General features: G+C 69.5%; 14 protein-coding genes and 1 pseudogene. 10 read left to right on the forward strand and 5 right to left on the reverse strand.

Annotation, left to right across the window (positions count from 1 at the left end; translation table 11 throughout):
- The 5 genes and pseudogenes from ABZ079_RS32425 to ABZ079_RS32445 all read left to right on the forward strand — a co-directional run.
- Window positions 1-188, forward strand: a pseudogene (locus tag ABZ079_RS32425) (IS110 family transposase); the annotation flags it as partial.
- Window positions 189-285: 97 nt separating this feature from the next.
- Window positions 286-732: a hypothetical protein gene (locus ABZ079_RS32430; RefSeq protein ID WP_356943026.1), complete on the forward strand. Its 447-nt coding sequence runs from the start codon at window positions 286-288 to the stop codon at window positions 730-732.
- Window positions 733-1,136: 404 nt separating this feature from the next.
- Window positions 1,137-1,745 carry a DUF1349 domain-containing protein gene (locus ABZ079_RS32435; protein ID WP_356943027.1) on the forward strand — a complete coding sequence of 203 codons (609 nt, stop codon included), beginning with the start codon at window positions 1,137-1,139 and terminating at the stop codon, window positions 1,743-1,745.
- Between the two features lie 137 nt (window positions 1,746-1,882).
- Complete coding sequence (locus tag ABZ079_RS32440) at window positions 1,883-2,602, forward strand: DsbA family oxidoreductase (RefSeq protein WP_356943028.1); 720 nt, start codon at window positions 1,883-1,885, stop codon at window positions 2,600-2,602.
- Window positions 2,603-2,698: 96 nt separating this feature from the next.
- Window positions 2,699-3,760 (forward strand): aminotransferase class V-fold PLP-dependent enzyme, encoded by a 1,062-nt coding sequence (locus ABZ079_RS32445; RefSeq protein WP_356943029.1) that lies wholly within the window; start codon window positions 2,699-2,701, stop codon window positions 3,758-3,760.
- Window positions 3,761-3,823: 63 nt separating this feature from the next.
- On the opposite strand, the gene thpD is transcribed toward ABZ079_RS32445, so the two are convergent.
- From thpD to ectA, 4 genes are all read right to left on the reverse strand, one after another.
- Window positions 3,824-4,720: an ectoine hydroxylase gene (thpD, locus tag ABZ079_RS32450; protein ID WP_356943030.1), complete on the reverse strand. Its 897-nt coding sequence runs from the start codon at window positions 4,718-4,720 to the stop codon at window positions 3,824-3,826.
- A 6-nt stretch (window positions 4,721-4,726) separates the two neighbouring features.
- Entirely contained in the window at window positions 4,727-5,131 is a 405-nt protein-coding gene (locus tag ABZ079_RS32455) for an ectoine synthase (RefSeq protein ID WP_356943031.1), read from the reverse strand.
- Between the two features lie 34 nt (window positions 5,132-5,165).
- Window positions 5,166-6,437, reverse strand: coding sequence for a diaminobutyrate--2-oxoglutarate transaminase (ectB, locus tag ABZ079_RS32460; RefSeq protein WP_356943032.1), 1,272 nt, complete (start codon window positions 6,435-6,437; stop codon window positions 5,166-5,168).
- Window positions 6,438-6,505: 68 nt separating this feature from the next.
- Window positions 6,506-7,021, reverse strand: coding sequence for a diaminobutyrate acetyltransferase (gene ectA / locus ABZ079_RS32465; RefSeq protein WP_356943033.1), 516 nt, complete (start codon window positions 7,019-7,021; stop codon window positions 6,506-6,508).
- 738 nt (window positions 7,022-7,759) lie between these two features.
- On the opposite strand from ectA, the gene ABZ079_RS32470 reads away from it, so the two are divergent.
- Both ABZ079_RS32470 and ABZ079_RS32475 read left to right on the forward strand, forming a co-directional pair.
- Window positions 7,760-8,236 (forward strand): hypothetical protein, encoded by a 477-nt coding sequence (locus ABZ079_RS32470; protein ID WP_356943034.1) that lies wholly within the window; start codon window positions 7,760-7,762, stop codon window positions 8,234-8,236.
- Window positions 8,237-8,346: 110 nt separating this feature from the next.
- Window positions 8,347-11,364: a tetratricopeptide repeat protein gene (locus ABZ079_RS32475; RefSeq protein WP_356943035.1), complete on the forward strand. Its 3,018-nt coding sequence runs from the start codon at window positions 8,347-8,349 to the stop codon at window positions 11,362-11,364.
- A 3-nt stretch (window positions 11,365-11,367) separates the two neighbouring features.
- On the opposite strand, the gene ABZ079_RS32480 is transcribed toward ABZ079_RS32475, so the two are convergent.
- Window positions 11,368-12,303 carry an aminotransferase class V-fold PLP-dependent enzyme gene (locus tag ABZ079_RS32480; RefSeq protein WP_356943036.1) on the reverse strand — a complete coding sequence of 312 codons (936 nt, stop codon included), beginning with the start codon at window positions 12,301-12,303 and terminating at the stop codon, window positions 11,368-11,370.
- 126 nt (window positions 12,304-12,429) lie between these two features.
- On the opposite strand from ABZ079_RS32480, the gene ABZ079_RS32485 reads away from it, so the two are divergent.
- From ABZ079_RS32485 to ABZ079_RS32495, 3 genes are read left to right on the forward strand one after another with little or no spacing between them, the layout of a single operon-like run.
- A complete protein-coding gene (locus ABZ079_RS32485) occupies window positions 12,430-13,281 on the forward strand; it encodes a transporter substrate-binding domain-containing protein (RefSeq protein ID WP_356943037.1) in 852 nt (283 codons plus the stop codon).
- Window positions 13,278-14,111: an amino acid ABC transporter permease gene (locus ABZ079_RS32490; protein ID WP_356943038.1), complete on the forward strand. Its 834-nt coding sequence runs from the start codon at window positions 13,278-13,280 to the stop codon at window positions 14,109-14,111. Before ABZ079_RS32485 ends, ABZ079_RS32490 begins: the two co-directional genes overlap by 4 nt.
- On the forward strand, window positions 14,108-14,902 hold the full coding sequence (locus ABZ079_RS32495) for an amino acid ABC transporter ATP-binding protein (RefSeq protein ID WP_356943039.1): 795 nt from the start codon (window positions 14,108-14,110) through the stop codon (window positions 14,900-14,902). Before ABZ079_RS32490 ends, ABZ079_RS32495 begins: the two co-directional genes overlap by 4 nt.
- Window positions 14,903-14,914 lie beyond the last annotated feature (12 nt).

Here is a 14,914-nt window from a genome sequence, read left to right on the forward strand (position 1 = left end):
CCATCACCGCCTCACCCGGCGCTAAGGCCCACTACCGAAGGCGCCGCGACGACCACGGAGACTGGCACGCTGCCGCCCAGAGAAACCTCTTCAACTGCCTGCTCGGCCAGCTTTACCACTGTCTTCAGCACCGCAAACTATGCGACGAACAAACCGCCTTCCCTGTCCAACTCGCTGCCGTCGCTTGACGAGTTAGAACCCTGAGGTGTCTCACAGGGCGACACAGCTAGCGCCTTACGGCCTGGTGCGCGATCGGGTCGGCCGTCCGTAGTGGAGGATGGCCCTGTGCATGCTCTCTTCGATAGTCCCGGGCTCCGTCGCGTCTCGCTGGGCGAGTACCCCTTGTGGGACGAGGCTCTTGCGCTCCTCAACCGGGACGTGGCAGTGACTCTTCCTGAGCAGGGGCCCCTGCAACTGGTGGCCCAGCCTTCCTACGAGGCGGGCGAGCCGGAGTATGTCTACGTTGCGCTGGCCAATGGCGAGTGGCACGGCGGTCACCTGTACCCAAAGGTGGCCGAAGACCTTGCTCATGCCTTGGCGATCGTCGCCGACGCCGCGCAGGACACCGTCGCTGAGCGTCTGGGGCAGGCGTGGCCCCTGTGCGTCGAACACAACCTGGGCATGCATGCGCGCGAGGTTGAGGGGCAGCTCTCCTGGTGGTGCGCCGGAGAGCGGCCGCGTCTCGGGCCGGACCACATCCGTGCGGCCGTGGGCGCGCTCGACACCTTCTGAGCCGCCCGCGTGCACCGAGGTCCGGGTGCGCCGCCCCGGGGCGAACCGGCCAGGACGGCGAGCGTTCGTCTCGGGGAAGATGCGGCAGAACGCCGAGAGGGTCACCGTCGTCCCCGACCAGCAGAACCGCACCCTCTGGGCGGTACTTCGGACGCCGCGAGTACTTCGACGAGAGCTACTCGGCTGTGGCAGCCCTGGTCTCCGACCGCACCGCCGCTGGGCGATCACCCACCGGACAACCCGCCACGCCAATACGCTCCGACCTCAATCGCGCACAACGTCGTTAGGGGGATGCGGTTGCGGCCGGCGGTGCTTGCGGCTGGTCGCGCCGCAGGCGGCGGAGCCGTGGATCGGTACAGCCCGCCCCCCTGAGGTGAGTCCGGTCGGCCTGCGACACTCTGGTGATGGATGTGGAACTTCCCGAACTGCCTTTCCCCCTCCGGACGTACGGGCCCGACGGGCACTGGGCCCACGAGGACGGTGTGCTGACCGGATGGGCCGGCCCCCGGCAGGACCGGTTCGTGCCGCCCACCGGTGAGGCGCTGGAACCCGCCTCCGACGCGCCCCGGCTGCTCGGGGCGCCCGAAGGGGACTTCCAGTTGATCGCGCGGGTCACCGTCGGGTTCCGTGCCGCCTTCGACGCCGGTGTCCTCTACGTCCATGTCGGCGAGCGGGCCTGGGCCAAGCTGTGCCTGGAGTACTCCCCGGCGGTGCCCACCGTCTGCACGGTGGTCACCCGGGGGCACTCCGACGACGCCAACTCCTTCACGGTGGAGGGGAGTTCGGTGTGGCTGCGGGTCAGCCGGACCGGGCGGGCCTTCGCCTTCCACGCCTCCCGGGACGGTGCGCGCTGGACCTTCGTCCGGCTCTTCACCCTGGGTGAGGAGAAGGAGACCGGTGCCGCGCTGGTCGGGTTCATGACCCAGTCGCCGCTGGGGGAGGGGTGTGTGGTCACGTACGACCACATCGAGTTCAGGGCCGACTGGCCGAGCGACCTGCGAGACGGCAGCTGAGGGCGAAGGTCGGGACGAACAGGGCCGCGGTTAGCACCGGGCTCACCGCACCAGGGAATGCAACACACTGATTGAATGTTCACGTACGAGGCGGCGGGGAGAGCCCCGTGCCCGTACGACCTGGAGAGAGCCGAAGAATGCGCGTCGAGATCTGGAGCGACATCGCCTGCCCCTGGTGCTACGTGGGCAAGGCCCGCTTCGAGAAGGCGCTGGCCGCCTTCCCGCACCGCGACGAGGTCGAGGTGGTGCACCGCTCCTTCGAGCTGGACCCGGGCCGCGCCAAGGGCGATGTCCAGCCGGTGATCACCATGCTGACCAGGAAGTACGGCATGAGCGAGGCGCAGGCCCAGGCCGGCGAGGACAACCTGGGCGCCCAGGCCGCCGCCGAGGGACTGGACTACCGCACCCGGGACCGCGACCACGGCAACACCTTCGACATGCACCGCCTGCTGCACCTCGCCAAGGAGCACGGCAGGCAGGGCGAGCTGATCCAGATCTTCTACCGGGCCAACTTCGCCGAGGAGCGGTCCGTCTTCACCGAGGGCGACGAACGCCTGGTGGAGCTGGCCGCCGAGGCCGGACTGGACGCCGACCGGGTCCGCGCGGTGCTCACCGACCCGGACGCGTACGCCGACGAGGTCCGCGCCGACGAGCACGAGGCCGCCCGGCTCGGCGCGAACGGAGTGCCCTTCTTCGTCCTCGACCGTGCCTACGGCCTCTCCGGCGCCCAGCCCGCCGAGGTCTTCACCCGGGCACTGGCCCAGGCCTGGAGCGAGCGCTCCCCGCTGAAGCTGGTAGACCAGGGGGACGGGGCGGCCTGCGGCCCGGACGGGTGCGCCGTCCCTCAGCACGGCTGAAAACCGCAGGTCGGAGTGGATGTATAAGGATCTCTAAGCGAATCCACGTAAACATGCGCAATGGACGGGCTCTTCATGGGGCCGCAGAGTGGTCCCATGAACATGACGGAGACGTTCGAGAGCCTCGTCCGCGCCGAGTTCGCCCCGAACAGCACCTACCTCAACACCGCCGGCAACGGCCTGCTGCCCGCCCGTACCGTCGCCGCCCTGCACGAGGCGGCGCTGCTGCGGGCCGAGGGCCGGCCGCTGACCCCGCTGTACGAGGACGTGGAGACCTGCCGGGCCGTGTACGCACGGCTGGCCGGTGTCCCGGCCACCCGGGTCGCGGCGGGCGCGTCGGTCGCCGCGCACACCGGCGTGATCGCCGCCTCGCTGCCCGCCGGCGCCGAAGTGCTGACCGCCGAGGACGACTTCACCTCCGTGCTCAACCCGTTCCACGTCCGTGGCGACCTCAAGGTCCGCACGGTCCCGCTGGAACGGATCGCCGAGTCCGTCCGCCCGGGTACCGTGCTCGTCGCGGTCAGCGCGGCCCAGTCCGCCGACGGACGCATCGCCGACCTGGCCGCCCTGCGCGAGGCCGCCCACGCACACGGCGCACGCACCTACGTCGACTTCTCCCAGTCCGCGGGCTGGCTGCCGATGGACGCGGACGCCTACGACTTCACCGCCACCGTCTCCTTCAAGTGGCTGATGGGCCCGCACGGGGCTGCCTTCCTCACCGTTCCCGAGGACTTCGGCGGGCTGACGCCGGTGCTCGCGGGCTGGGTGGCGGCCGAGAAGCCGTGGGACAGCTGTTACGGCCCGGTCGGGGAACTCGCCCACTCCGCGCGGCGGTTCGACCTCACCCATGCGCTGTTCACCTTCGCGGGCCTGCGCCGTTCCCTCGCCCTCGTCGAGGAACTCGGCGTCGCGGCGATCCACGCGCACGACGTGGCCCTCGCCGACCGGTTCCGGGCGGGACTCGCGGACCTCGGCCACGAGCCGGTGCCCGCACCCGGCTCGGCGATCGTCTCGGTGCCCGGACTCGGCTCCCGGCAAGTCGAGCTGAGCGAGTCGGGCATCGAGGTCTCCAACCGCGCGGGCAACCTGCGCGCGGCCTTCCACCTCTACAACACGGCCGCGGACGTCGACCGCCTGCTGGAGGCACTGTCCGGCTGACGCGACCGGGCCGGGGCCTCCCGTCCCACACGAGGAGGCCCCGGCCCGATGGTCAGGGGACGGTTACTTCACCGGCGTGAAGTCCCGTGCCCCGATGAACTCCGGCCGGCGTACCGGCGCCGCGAACGGCTCCACCGCCGTGTTCTCCACGCTGTTGAACACGATGAAGACGTTGCTGCGCGGGAACGGCGTGATGTTGTCGCCGGAGCCGTGCATGCAGTTGCAGTCGAACCAGGTCGCCGAGCCGGCCTTCCCGGTGAACAGCCGGATGCCGTGCGCGCTCGCCAGCTCGGTCAGCGCCTCGTCGGACGGCGTGCCCGCGTCCTGCATCTGCAGCGACTTCTTGTAGTTGTCCTCGGGCGTCGCCCCGGCGCAGCCCAGGAACGTCTTGTGCGAGCCCGGCATGATCATGAGCCCGCCGTTGGTGGCGAAGTTCTCGGTCAGCGCGATCGAGACGGACACCGTGCGCATGTTCGGCAGGCCGTCCTCGGCATGCCAGGTCTCGAAGTCCGAGTGCCAGTAGAAGCCGCTCGCGCCGAAGCCCGGCTTGACGTTGATCCGGGACTGGTGGACGTACACGTCCGAGCCGAGGATCTGCCGGGCCCGGCCGACCACCCGCGGATCGCGCACCAGGTTCGCGAACACCTCGCTGATCCGGTGCACCTCGAAGACCGAGCGGATCTCCTTCGACTTCGGCTCGACGATCGAGCGCTCGTCGGCGCGGATCGCCGGGTCGGTGACCAGCCGGTCCAGCTCACGCCGGTACACCTCGACCTCGTCCGGGGTGATCAGTTGGTCGATGGCGAGGAAGCCGTCACGCTCGTACGCCTGGAGATCGGCGGTCGGGATCGGGCCCGGCGTGTCCGGGGAGCCCCAGATGACCGGGTCCTGGCGGGGGACGGTCACTTCGCTCGTGCCGCGGGTGGGGTACAGGTCGGTGACAGTGGTCGTGGTGGTCACTGGTCGTCACACCTCCTCGGGCTCGGTGAGCAGCGGGTAGACGCCGTTCTCGTCGTGGTCCTCCCGACCGGTCACGGGCGGGTTGAACACGCAGATGCAGCGGAAGTCCTCCTTGACGCGCAGCGTGTGCCGCTCGTGCCCGTCGAGGAGGTACATGGTGCCGGGGGTGATCGTGTACGTCCTCCCGGCCTCGTGGTCGGTCAGCTCGGCCTCGCCCTGGGTGCAGACGACGGCCTCGACGTGGTTGGCGTACCACATCGACGTCTCGGTACCGGCGTACAGGATGGTCTCGTGCAGGGAGAAGCCGACCCGCTCCTTGGCGAGGACGATCCGCTTGCTCTCCCAGGTGCCGGACTTCGCCCTGACGTGCCGGTCGGTGCCTTCGATGTCCTTGAACGATCGGACGATCACGGTGCTGTTCTTCCTCCTAGGTGTACGGAGCTGGTCAGGCGGTCTCGCGGACGGCGCGCGCGAGGATGCTCAGGCCCTCGTCCAGTTCGTCGGGGGTGACGGTGAGCGCGGGCAGCAGCTTGACGACCTCGCCCTCCGGGCCGGACGTCTCGATGAGCAGCCCGAGCTCGAAGGCCCGGCGGGCGATGCGCGAGGCCCGGTCCTTGTCGTGGAACTCCAGGCCCCACACGAGCCCGCGTCCGCGGTACTCCTTCACATCGGCGAGGTTCTCCTCGGTGATGGAGATCAGCGTCTGCTCGACCTGCTCGCCACGGGTGCGGGTCTGCTTCTCCATGGCCGAGCCGTCGGTCCAGTAGGTCTCCAGGGCCGCGGTGGCCGTGACGAAGGCCGGGTTGTTGCCGCGGAAGGTGCCGTTGTGCTCGCCGGGCTCCCAGACGTCCAGCTCGGGCTTGAACAGGCACAGCGACATCGGCAGCCCGTAGCCGCTGATGGACTTGGAGACCGTGACGATGTCCGGCACGATCCCGGCCTCCTCGAAGGAGAAGAAGGCGCCGGTACGACCGCAGCCCATCTGGATGTCGTCGACGATCAGCAGCATGTCCTGCCGCTCGCACAACTCCTTGAGGGCGCGCAGCCATTCGAGCCGGGCGACGTTGATGCCGCCCTCGCCCTGCACGGTCTCCACGATCACGGCGGCGGGCTTGTTCAGGCCGGAACCCTGGTCCTCCAGCAGCCGCTCGAACCACAGGAAGTCCGGGACCTTGCCGTCGAAGTAGTTGTCGAACGGCATGGGCGTGCCGTGCACCAGGGGTATGCCGGCGCCGGCCCGCTTGAAGGCGTTGCCGGTGACGGCGAGGGAGCCCAGGGACATCCCGTGGAAGGCGTTCGTGAACGACACGATCGCCTCCCGGCCCTTCACCTTCCGGGCCAGCTTCAGCGCCGACTCGACGGCGTTGGTGCCGGTCGGCCCCGGGAACATGACCTTGTACGGCAGGTCGCGCGGGCGCAGCACCAGGTCCTGGAAGGTCTGCAGGAAGGACCGCTTGGCCGTGGTCGACATGTCCAGGCCGTGGGTGACCCCGTCCCGGGACAGATAGTCGATCAACGCCCGTTTCAGAACGGGGTTGTTGTGGCCGTAGTTGAGTGAGCCGGCACCGGCGAAGAAATCGAGGTACGCGTGCCCGTCCTCGTCGTACATCCGGCTGCCCTGCGCGCGGTCGAAGACGGTGGGCCAGCCGCGGCAGTAGCTGCGCACCTCGGACTCGAGGGTCTCGAAGACGCTGAGGTCGGGCTGGGTGATGGTCACGTTGAATCGCTCCTCAATGGGCGGTGAAGTCGGGTCGGCGGGCCTGTGCGGTCGGCGGGTCTGTGCGGTCAGCCGGTCTGTGCGGTCAGCGGGCCTATGCGGTACAGGACCTCGGGGTCGTGCGGGCCGTCCGGGAAGAGGTCGGCGGGGAACAGCACCTCGCGCTCGACCTGCGCTCCGTGCCGGTCGGCGAAGGAGGTGAACAGACGCTCGGAGGCGGTGTTGCCGGGGGTGATGGTCGTCTCCACGTCGGTGATGCCGCGCTTGGCGGTGAGCCGTGCCGTCAGCCCGTCCAGCAGCGCAGCGGCGATGCCGAGGCCACGGTGGGCGGAGTCCACGGCGACCTGCCAGACGAGCAGGGTGCCGGGGCGGTCCGGCCGCACATAGCCGGTGACGAATCCGACCGGCTCCCCGTCCGCACCGCGCGCCACCGCCGAGGTGCCGGCGAAGTCCCGGCACCACAGCAGATAGCTGTACGAGGAGTTCAGGTCGAGGGTTTTCGAGTCTTTGGCGAGACGCCAGAGCGCGGCTCCGTCGGTCATCGCCGGTCGGTCGATGAGAAGGTCTGCTGGTGCGGCAGTCATGCGGCACGAATTTACCGAGGCGAATTCGGAAATGCACGGGCGTTGTCGCTGTGCCGCACAGTGGACTTTCCGGAATGCCCGGATTGGCCTATGGCAAATCGGCACAAATGTATTCCGCTGTGGATTGTGTCACAGCGTGGAAACCGGCGGAAACGCGCCGGCAAACTTCCCTGTTTAACGTTACAGAAAGCGGGCAGAAGAAGACGGGAAGCTATCGTCCGGGGAATTGGCGGAAATTGTGAAACTAAATTGAATTCACGCGCTGATGGCCCTGCCGATTCGTTCACGTGGAATGTCGGAGTGTCGGTTGTGCCCGGAGTGCCGCCTCGCACACGACTCCCGGCCCCCCGAGATCTTCCCGCGTCACATGGACGGCGCCCCGTCCAGTCCCGCTCCGGATCGAGGGCGTACCCCGTCTCCTCTTCTAACAGTGGCGGTACGTCCATCCCGCCACCACGCGCTGGAACCTGTTCCGCTCGACCTCGGCGAGAGGCCGCACCGGCCCCGGCAGCTCCGACGGCCGCGCCGCCGCCTTCCACGTCTGTCCGTCGTCCAGGGGCCCCGGGCACTTCGGCTCCAGCGTGGCCGGGTGGAAAGCCATGGCGCATGCCGGCGGCTGCCCCGGTGTGCCGAAGAAGCAGGGGCCGATGCGGACAGTTTTCCCGTAATGCTGCGCAGGATCGGGACGGGGCCTTACCTTGCTGGCGAGATCAGTTCTCCTGGAAAGGGTGAACCGGCATGCTGGAACAGGCGTGGGCGGCGCTGGCTGCGGCCGGCGGCGCCGCCGTGGTGCAGGCGGCGGGGACTGATGTGTGGACCGGATTACGGGATGCGGTGGCGCGCTGGTTCGGCCGAGGTGACAAAGAGCGCGAGCGAGCGGAACTCGAACGCCTGGATCGCACCGCCGGTGAGCTTCAGTCCGCGGAGGCGGCCCAGTCGGAGCGGCTGCGTATCCGTCAGGAGGCGGCCTGGCAGGCCCGCATCGAGGCTCTCCTGGAGAGCCTGGACGATCAGCAACGGGCGCGAGCCGCAGAGGAGTTGCGCGCCCTGCTGGCTCAGCATGCCCAGCAGGGCGCGGCATCGGCCGGGCCCGGAGGTCTCGCGGTCGGCGGAAACATGGACATCCGCGCCGAGGACGGTTCGATCGCGGCGGGAGTCATCCACGGAGGCGCGCACATCGGACGCCCTCCGACGCCGGATCCGTCCCAGGGCTGAACGGACCGGCCACCTCCAGCCCACCCCCGCCCACGGTCGACACCGGTGAACCGAGGGCCCTCGCAGCCATCACCGAGCACGACGGGACGTCCGTCGGACGCGGCCCCGGGATGTCCTCCGCGGCCCGGCCCGCCGCGGAGTTGAGCCTGCCCGGCGACACGCCCGCGCATCCACTGCCCCGGTACGTCGCCGGGCCGGCCCATCTCCTCGCCGTCACCGGCGGGGTCGCAGCGCACTACGTCGCCGGTGGTATCCATCATCACTACGCCACAGGCGCGGTGGAGGCGACGGCCCTGGGGAACTGGCAGCCCGTGACGGGCGCCGACCTTCTCGGCCTCGGTGTGCACCGTGCCCGCGCCGGAGGAAGTGACGGATCGGCGCTGCCGCCCTACGTCCTGCGTGACGTGGACGGTCAGGTGCGGGACGAGGTGCGGGCCGCCGCTGCGTCGGGTGGGTTCGTGCTGCTCACCGGGGACTCGACCGCCGGCAAGAGCCGTACCGCTCTCGAAGCGGTACGGGCCGTGCTCCCTGGACATCTGCTGCTCGCCCCGCCCCGGGACGCCGACCTTCGACCGCTGGGCCGGGCAGCCGGCGAGCCCGCCTACGACCGGCATGTCCTGTGGCTCGACGATCTGGAGCGCTACCTCGGGCCGGCCGGCCTCGAACCGTCTCTGCTGACGTCGCTGACCGGAGCCGGCCTGGTGGTGTTGGCGACCCTGCGGGACGAGCGCTACGACACCCTGCGGGAGGTGGCCGACGAGGTCTCCGGTGAAGGCGGCCCAAGTCGCATGACGGCAGAGACCGGTCTGCGCGTCCTGAACATGGTGGAGCCCATCGTCGTACGGCGGCTGTGGAGCGACGCCGAACTGGTCCGCGTGGCGCAGGCCGACGACAGCCGCCTGAACGAGGCCCATGCCCATCACGGCACCCACGGTATCGCCGAGTACCTGGCAGCCGGACCGGAACTCCTCGCCGAGTGGCGCAGAGCGGCGCGAGCCACCGCCAAGGGCGGCCACCCACGAGGCGCCGCCCTCGTCGCCGCCGCCGTGGATCTGGCACGCGTCGGTCTGATCGGCGACCTGCCGGTGGCCCTGCTGCAGGAGGTGCACCACGGCTACCTCAGGGCTCTGGGAGGAGCCGCGCTGCGCCCGGAGCCTTACACCGAAGCCTTCGCCTGGGCGTCCCAGGTGCGCTACGGCGTCGCCAGTCTGCTGATGGAAGGCGAGGAGGAAAGCACCAAAAGACCCTTCGACTACCTCGTCGACTCGGTGGCCCGCGACCCCGAGGCGTCCGATGTGCCGGACTCGGTGTGGCTCGCCGCCCTGAAGCACGCCGACGACGGGACGCGTCCGCTCATCGCCCAGGTCGCCTCGTTCAGCGAGCAGTGGGCGATCGCCGAGCAGGCGTGGCGCCCCCTCGCCGAGGCCGGCGTCGAGGAAGCGGTCATCAACTACACGTCCGCACAACTGTTCCAGCGTTTGGATCCGTCCGAAGTCGAACCGCTGCTGCGTCCGGTGGCGGAGGCCGGGAGCGCGGTCGCCCAGCTCAACCTCGCCGCGGTCCTGAAGATGCGGGGAGCCGACGAGGAAGCCGAGCGGTGGTGGCTCATGGCGGCCCAGGCCGGACTTGTTCTCGCCTCCTTCAACCTCTACGCGCACTACCGGAACAAGGGTGAGGAGGAGAACGCCGAGACGTGGTTGCGCAGAGCCGCGGAGGGCGGCTATGCCGCGGCGATCACCACTCTGGCGACACTTCTGCACACGCGTGGCGACGAGGCCGAGGCGGAGCCGTGGTGGCAGGCGGGGGCCATGGCCGGCGACACCGAGGCCATGTACGCGCATGGGCACCTGCTCCGGCTGCGCGGCGACGGCCAGGGCGAGCTGTGGCTGCGCCGTGCCGCCGAACGAGGCCACGACCGGGCCGCGGAGATACTCGGCCGCGTCGCCGACGAGCGCGGCGATCTCTCCGAGGCCGAGAAGTGGTGGCGTCTCGCCGCCGAGGCGGGGGACACGGAGGCTGCCAACCAACTCGGCGTGCTCCTCAGCAGACGCGGCGAGCGCGCGGAAGGCGCCATCTGGTACGCCAAGGCGGCCGAGGGCGGTCACCAAGTGGCCATGTCGAACCTCGCCGTATGGCTGTCCGACGAGGGCGACGTCGAAGGGGCCAAGGAGTGGTATCGGCGGGCGGGCGAAGCCGGAAGCGCCGAGGCCCTCAACAACCTCGGAGTCCTGTTCCGCATGGAAGGCGATCTTGCCGAGGCCGAGGCCGTGCTGCGCCGGGCTGCGGACGCCGATGACGCCAAGGGCTGTCTCAACCTGATCGACCTGCTGATCTGCGACGGCCGTGTCCAAGAAGCCAAACCGCTGCTTCTCGGACTGCTCCATGACCCCGACGGCGCGGAAGAGACCATCACGTTCGTCGAACTTACCCGGCGGGCAGGCAGACCGCAGGTGGCCCGGACCATCCTGCACTGGGCCGCCGAGGCCGGTCGTCTCGACGCCGCCCACAACCTTGGGACGCACTACTACCTGGAAGGAATGCCGGAGGAGGCGGAACACTGGTGGCGCCGCTCCGCCCCGACGGTCGCCGTCTCCGCCTACAACCTCGGCACCTTGCTCTCCCGGCGCGGTGACGCCGAGGGGGCGGCCTCGTGGTGGCGCAAGGCCGCCGACGAAGGACACCAGCAGGCGATCCTCCGGCTCGTCGAACAGCTCATCGATTCCGGGGAGACGGGCGAAGCGGAGCAACGGCTCCGTCCCCTGGCCGGTGAGCTTCCCGAAGCCGCCTTCGTGCTGGGACTGCTGCTCTTCGACAAGCCCGGCGGCCATGTCGAGGCCGAGTACTGGTGGCAGCAGGTCGAGGAGCATGGTGACGCGGACACCGCCTTCGGCTGCGCGTCCTACTTCGCGGAGCGCGACGACGAGGAGAAAACGGAGTTCTGGTGCCGGAAGGCGGCCGAGGCCGGGCACCCGCGGGCAGCGCTCAACCTCGGCGCCCTGCTGGCCGGGCGCGGGCGGTTGACAGAAGCGGAGGCCTGGCTGGCCGAGGCTGTGCGCAGGGGCCTTGAAGACGCGGTTCAACCCCTGACGCGCATCAGGGAGATCCTTGCCTCCCGGCGAGGTACCTGACTGCTACAGCCGCCGCTCCCAGGTTGCGGTGACGGCTTGACGAGCCTCCTCCGGAGCCACCGTCACACCGAACTCCGCGAGTGCCGTACCCAGGGCTACGAGACATGACTCCACCACGTCCCGGCGGGCGTCGGCCCCGTAGTGATTGACCCGGATCATCTCCTCGGCCAGCGCACCCCCGCCCGCGGCCAGCGGCAGCGCCGGGTCGCTCTCCAGGGCCCGGGCCACCAGCTCCGACGCCACCACCCCCGACGGCGCCCGCAGTGTCGTAGCCACCGGCGCGGCCTCCGCGGCCTCGTGCACATACGGCTCCAGGCCCCCGCCCAGCGCCACCGCGCCGGCCCGCGAGGCCAGCGCGGCGCGCCGGTGCCGGTCCATCACCGCGTCCAGGCCCACCGACTCGATGCGCTCCAGGCACGCCTGCAGCGCCAGCATCTCCAGCTGTGCGGGAGCGTGCGGCAGCGCCTTGCGGCCGGCGTCGATCCAGCGTTCCTTCCAGTCGAGCAGAGAGAGGTAGGAGCGGCGCGGCGCGCCGGGGTTCGCCGCCATCCGGGCCCACGCCCGCTCGCTCACCGAGATCGCCGACACGCCCGCCGGGCCGCCCATCGCCTTCTGCGCGCCGATCACGCACAGATCCACGCCCCACGCGTCCGGCAGCACCGGCTCGGCACCCACCGAGGCGACCGCGTCCAGGTAGAACAGTGCGCCCTGCTCCCGTACCACCTTGCCGATCTCCGCGACCGGGTTGGTGTTGCCGGTCGCCGCCTCCGCGTGCACCAGCGACACGAAGTCGGTCTCCGGGTGCTCGGCGAACGCCTCCCGGATCTGCTCGGCGGTCACCGCAGTGTGGAAGGGGACGGAGATGTCGTGCACGGTCGCGCCCGTTTCCCGCAGCCAGTTGCCGAAGGTCTGCCCGTACGAGACGAGCGTAACGCCCACCCCTCACCCGCCCTCCGACCGGCGACTTCTTAGGCAGCACCGCTCCGGAGTCAACGGTTTGATTTGAGAGACTCAAACATTTCCTTATAATCGGAGTCCACAGTTCCCCCCTAGGAGATTCCCCCCATGACAACGTTCCCCGGGCGCCGGACCCGCCTCCTGGCTGCCATCACCGCGACCGCCGGGCTCGTGCTCGTGGCCGCCGGCTGCTCCTCGGACGACAACGGGGGGAGCGGCAAGACCACCGTCAAGGGCGTCCACCTCGCCAAGGCCGGCCAGCTGACCACCTGCACCCACCTGCCGTACCCGCCGTTCCAGTCGGAGATCGACGGCAAGGTGCAGGGCTTCGACGTCTCCCTCGTGGACCTCGTCGCCAAGAACCTGGGCGTCAAGCAGCAGATCCTCGACACGCCGTTCGAGAACTTCAAGACCGGCGCCTTCCTGAACTCCGGCCAGTGCGACCTGGCCGCCGCCGGCATGACCATCACGGCCGAGCGGAAGAAGAACGTCGACTTCTCCGACCCCTACTTCGAGGCCACCCAGGCCGTCCTCGTCGACAAGAGCAGCGGCGTCGCCTCCCTCGCCGACGTCAAGGCCAAGGGCAAGAAGCTCGGCGCCCAGGCGCAGACCACCGGTGAGGACTACGTCAAGGGCAAGGGCTACGATCCGATCTCCTTCGAGTCCTCCGACGCGGTCCTCAACGGCCTGCGCACCGGCCAGGTCCAGGCCGTCGTCATCGACTACCCGGTGGTCCAGGGCTGGCTGAAGGACAAGGCGAACGCGGACAAGTTCAAGCTCGTCGACAACCTCAAGACCGGTGAGCAGTACGGCTTCACCGTGAAGAAGGGCAACAAGGCGCTGCTCGACGCCGTCAACAAGGCGCTCAAGGACGCCAAGGCCGACGGCACCTACAAGAAGATCTACGAGCAGTGGATCGGCCCGTACCACGCCGCTGTCGCCTCTCCCTCCGCCTCATGACCGATACGGACACACGACTCCAGCCGAAGAAAAAGGGACTGACCCGGCGGCAGAAGCGGACCCTGTCACGTGGCGTGCAGTACGCCGTCTTCGTCGCCGCCGTGATCGCCTTCGCGGTCACGGCGGACTGGGACCGGCTGCAGAACCAGTTCGCCCAGGCCGGCATCGCCCAGCAGATGTTCCCGGACGTCATCACGCTGGCGCTGAAGAACACCGTGCTCTACACGGTGTCCGGCTTCGTCGTCGGCCTCGTGCTCGGCATGGTCGTCGCGCTGATGCGGCTGTCCTCGGTGGGACCGTACCGCTGGCTGGCCGGCGTCTACATCGAGATCTTCCGCGGCCTGCCGGCCCTGCTGATCTTCATCTTCGTCGGCGTGGCCGTCCCGCTCGCGTTCCCGGGGACGGAGATCCCGGGCGGGACGTACGGCAAGGTCGCCATCGCGCTCGGCCTGGTCTCGGCCGCCTACATGGCGGAGACCATCCGCGCCGGTATCCAGGCCGTTCCCAAGGGGCAGACGGAGGCGGCCCGGTCGCTCGGCTTCTCGCCCGCGAAGGCCATGATCTCGATCGTCATCCCGCAGGCCTTCCGGATCATCCTGCCGCCGCTCACCAACGAACTGGTCCTGCTCTTCAAGGACTCCTCGCTGGTGCTGTTCCTCGGCGTCACCCTGGAGGAGCGGGAACTGTCCAAGTTCGGCCGCGATCTGGCCAGTACGACCGCCAACTCCACGCCGATCCTCGTCGCGGGCCTGTGCTACCTGCTGGTCACCATCCCGCTCAGCTTCGTCGTCCGCCGTATGGAGTCCAAGGCCCAGGAGGCGATCCGGTGAGCCGCCCGGAGATCGAAGTACGCGATCTGCACAAGTCCTTCGGCGACAACGAGGTGCTGCGCGGCATCGACCTGCAGATCGGCCAGGGCGAGGTCGTCTGTGTCATCGGCCCCTCCGGCTCCGGCAAGTCGACGCTGCTGCGCTGTGTGAACCTGCTGGAGGAACCCACCAGGGGCCAGGTCTTCGTCGGCGGCACCGAGGTCACCGACCCGGACGTGGACATCGATGCCGTACGCCGCCGTATCGGCATGGTCTTCCAGCAGTTCAACCTCTTCCCGCACCTGAACGTCACCGAGAACCTCACGCTGCCGCAGCGCCGGGTCCTCGGGCGGGACAAGGCGACCGCGGCGAAGACCGCAGCCGAGAACCTCGCGCGCGTCGGCCTCTCGGAGAAGGCGGACGCCTACCCGTCCTCCCTGTCCGGCGGCCAGCAGCAGCGGGTGGCCATCGCCCGCGCGCTGGCCATGGGCCCCCAGGTGATGCTGTTCGACGAGCCCACCTCCGCGCTCGACCCGGAGCTGGTCGGGGATGTCCTCGCGGTGATGCGCAGGCTCGCGGAGGAGGGCATGACCATGATGGTCGTCACGCACGAGATGACCTTCGCCCGCGAGGTCGCCGACCGGGTCGTCTTCATGGACGGCGGCGTGATCGTCGAGGACGGCCGCCCCGACCGGGTGATCGGCAATCCGCGGCACGAGCGTACCCGGCACTTCCTCTCCCGCCTGCTCGACCCGGCGATGGCCGAGGTCGAGGAGGAGATCTCCGACCAGGTGGGGAAGGACGAGCCGTAGGTCGTTAAGGTG

Source organism: Streptomyces sp. NPDC006314 (assembly GCF_040613075.1).
Taxonomy (GTDB): Bacteria; Actinomycetota; Actinomycetes; order Streptomycetales; family Streptomycetaceae; genus Streptomyces.

Bases quoted from the DNA above. Each gene is read 5' to 3' on its own strand.
- ABZ079_RS32435 (WP_356943027.1), top strand. From the start codon at position 1,137: ATGGATGTGGAACTTCCCGAACTGCCTTTCCCCCTCCGGACGTACGGG.
- ABZ079_RS32440 (WP_356943028.1), top strand. From the start codon at position 1,883: ATGCGCGTCGAGATCTGGAGCGACATCGCCTGCCCCTGGTGCTACGTG.
- ABZ079_RS32445 (WP_356943029.1), top strand. From the start codon at position 2,699: ATGAACATGACGGAGACGTTCGAGAGCCTCGTCCGCGCCGAGTTCGCC.
- ectA (WP_356943033.1), bottom strand. From the start codon at position 7,021: ATGACTGCCGCACCAGCAGACCTTCTCATCGACCGACCGGCGATGACC.
- ABZ079_RS32470 (WP_356943034.1), top strand. From the start codon at position 7,760: ATGCTGGAACAGGCGTGGGCGGCGCTGGCTGCGGCCGGCGGCGCCGCC.
- ABZ079_RS32475 (WP_356943035.1), top strand. From the start codon at position 8,347: ATGTCCTCCGCGGCCCGGCCCGCCGCGGAGTTGAGCCTGCCCGGCGAC.
- ABZ079_RS32485 (WP_356943037.1), top strand. From the start codon at position 12,430: ATGACAACGTTCCCCGGGCGCCGGACCCGCCTCCTGGCTGCCATCACC.
- ABZ079_RS32490 (WP_356943038.1), top strand. From the start codon at position 13,278: ATGACCGATACGGACACACGACTCCAGCCGAAGAAAAAGGGACTGACC.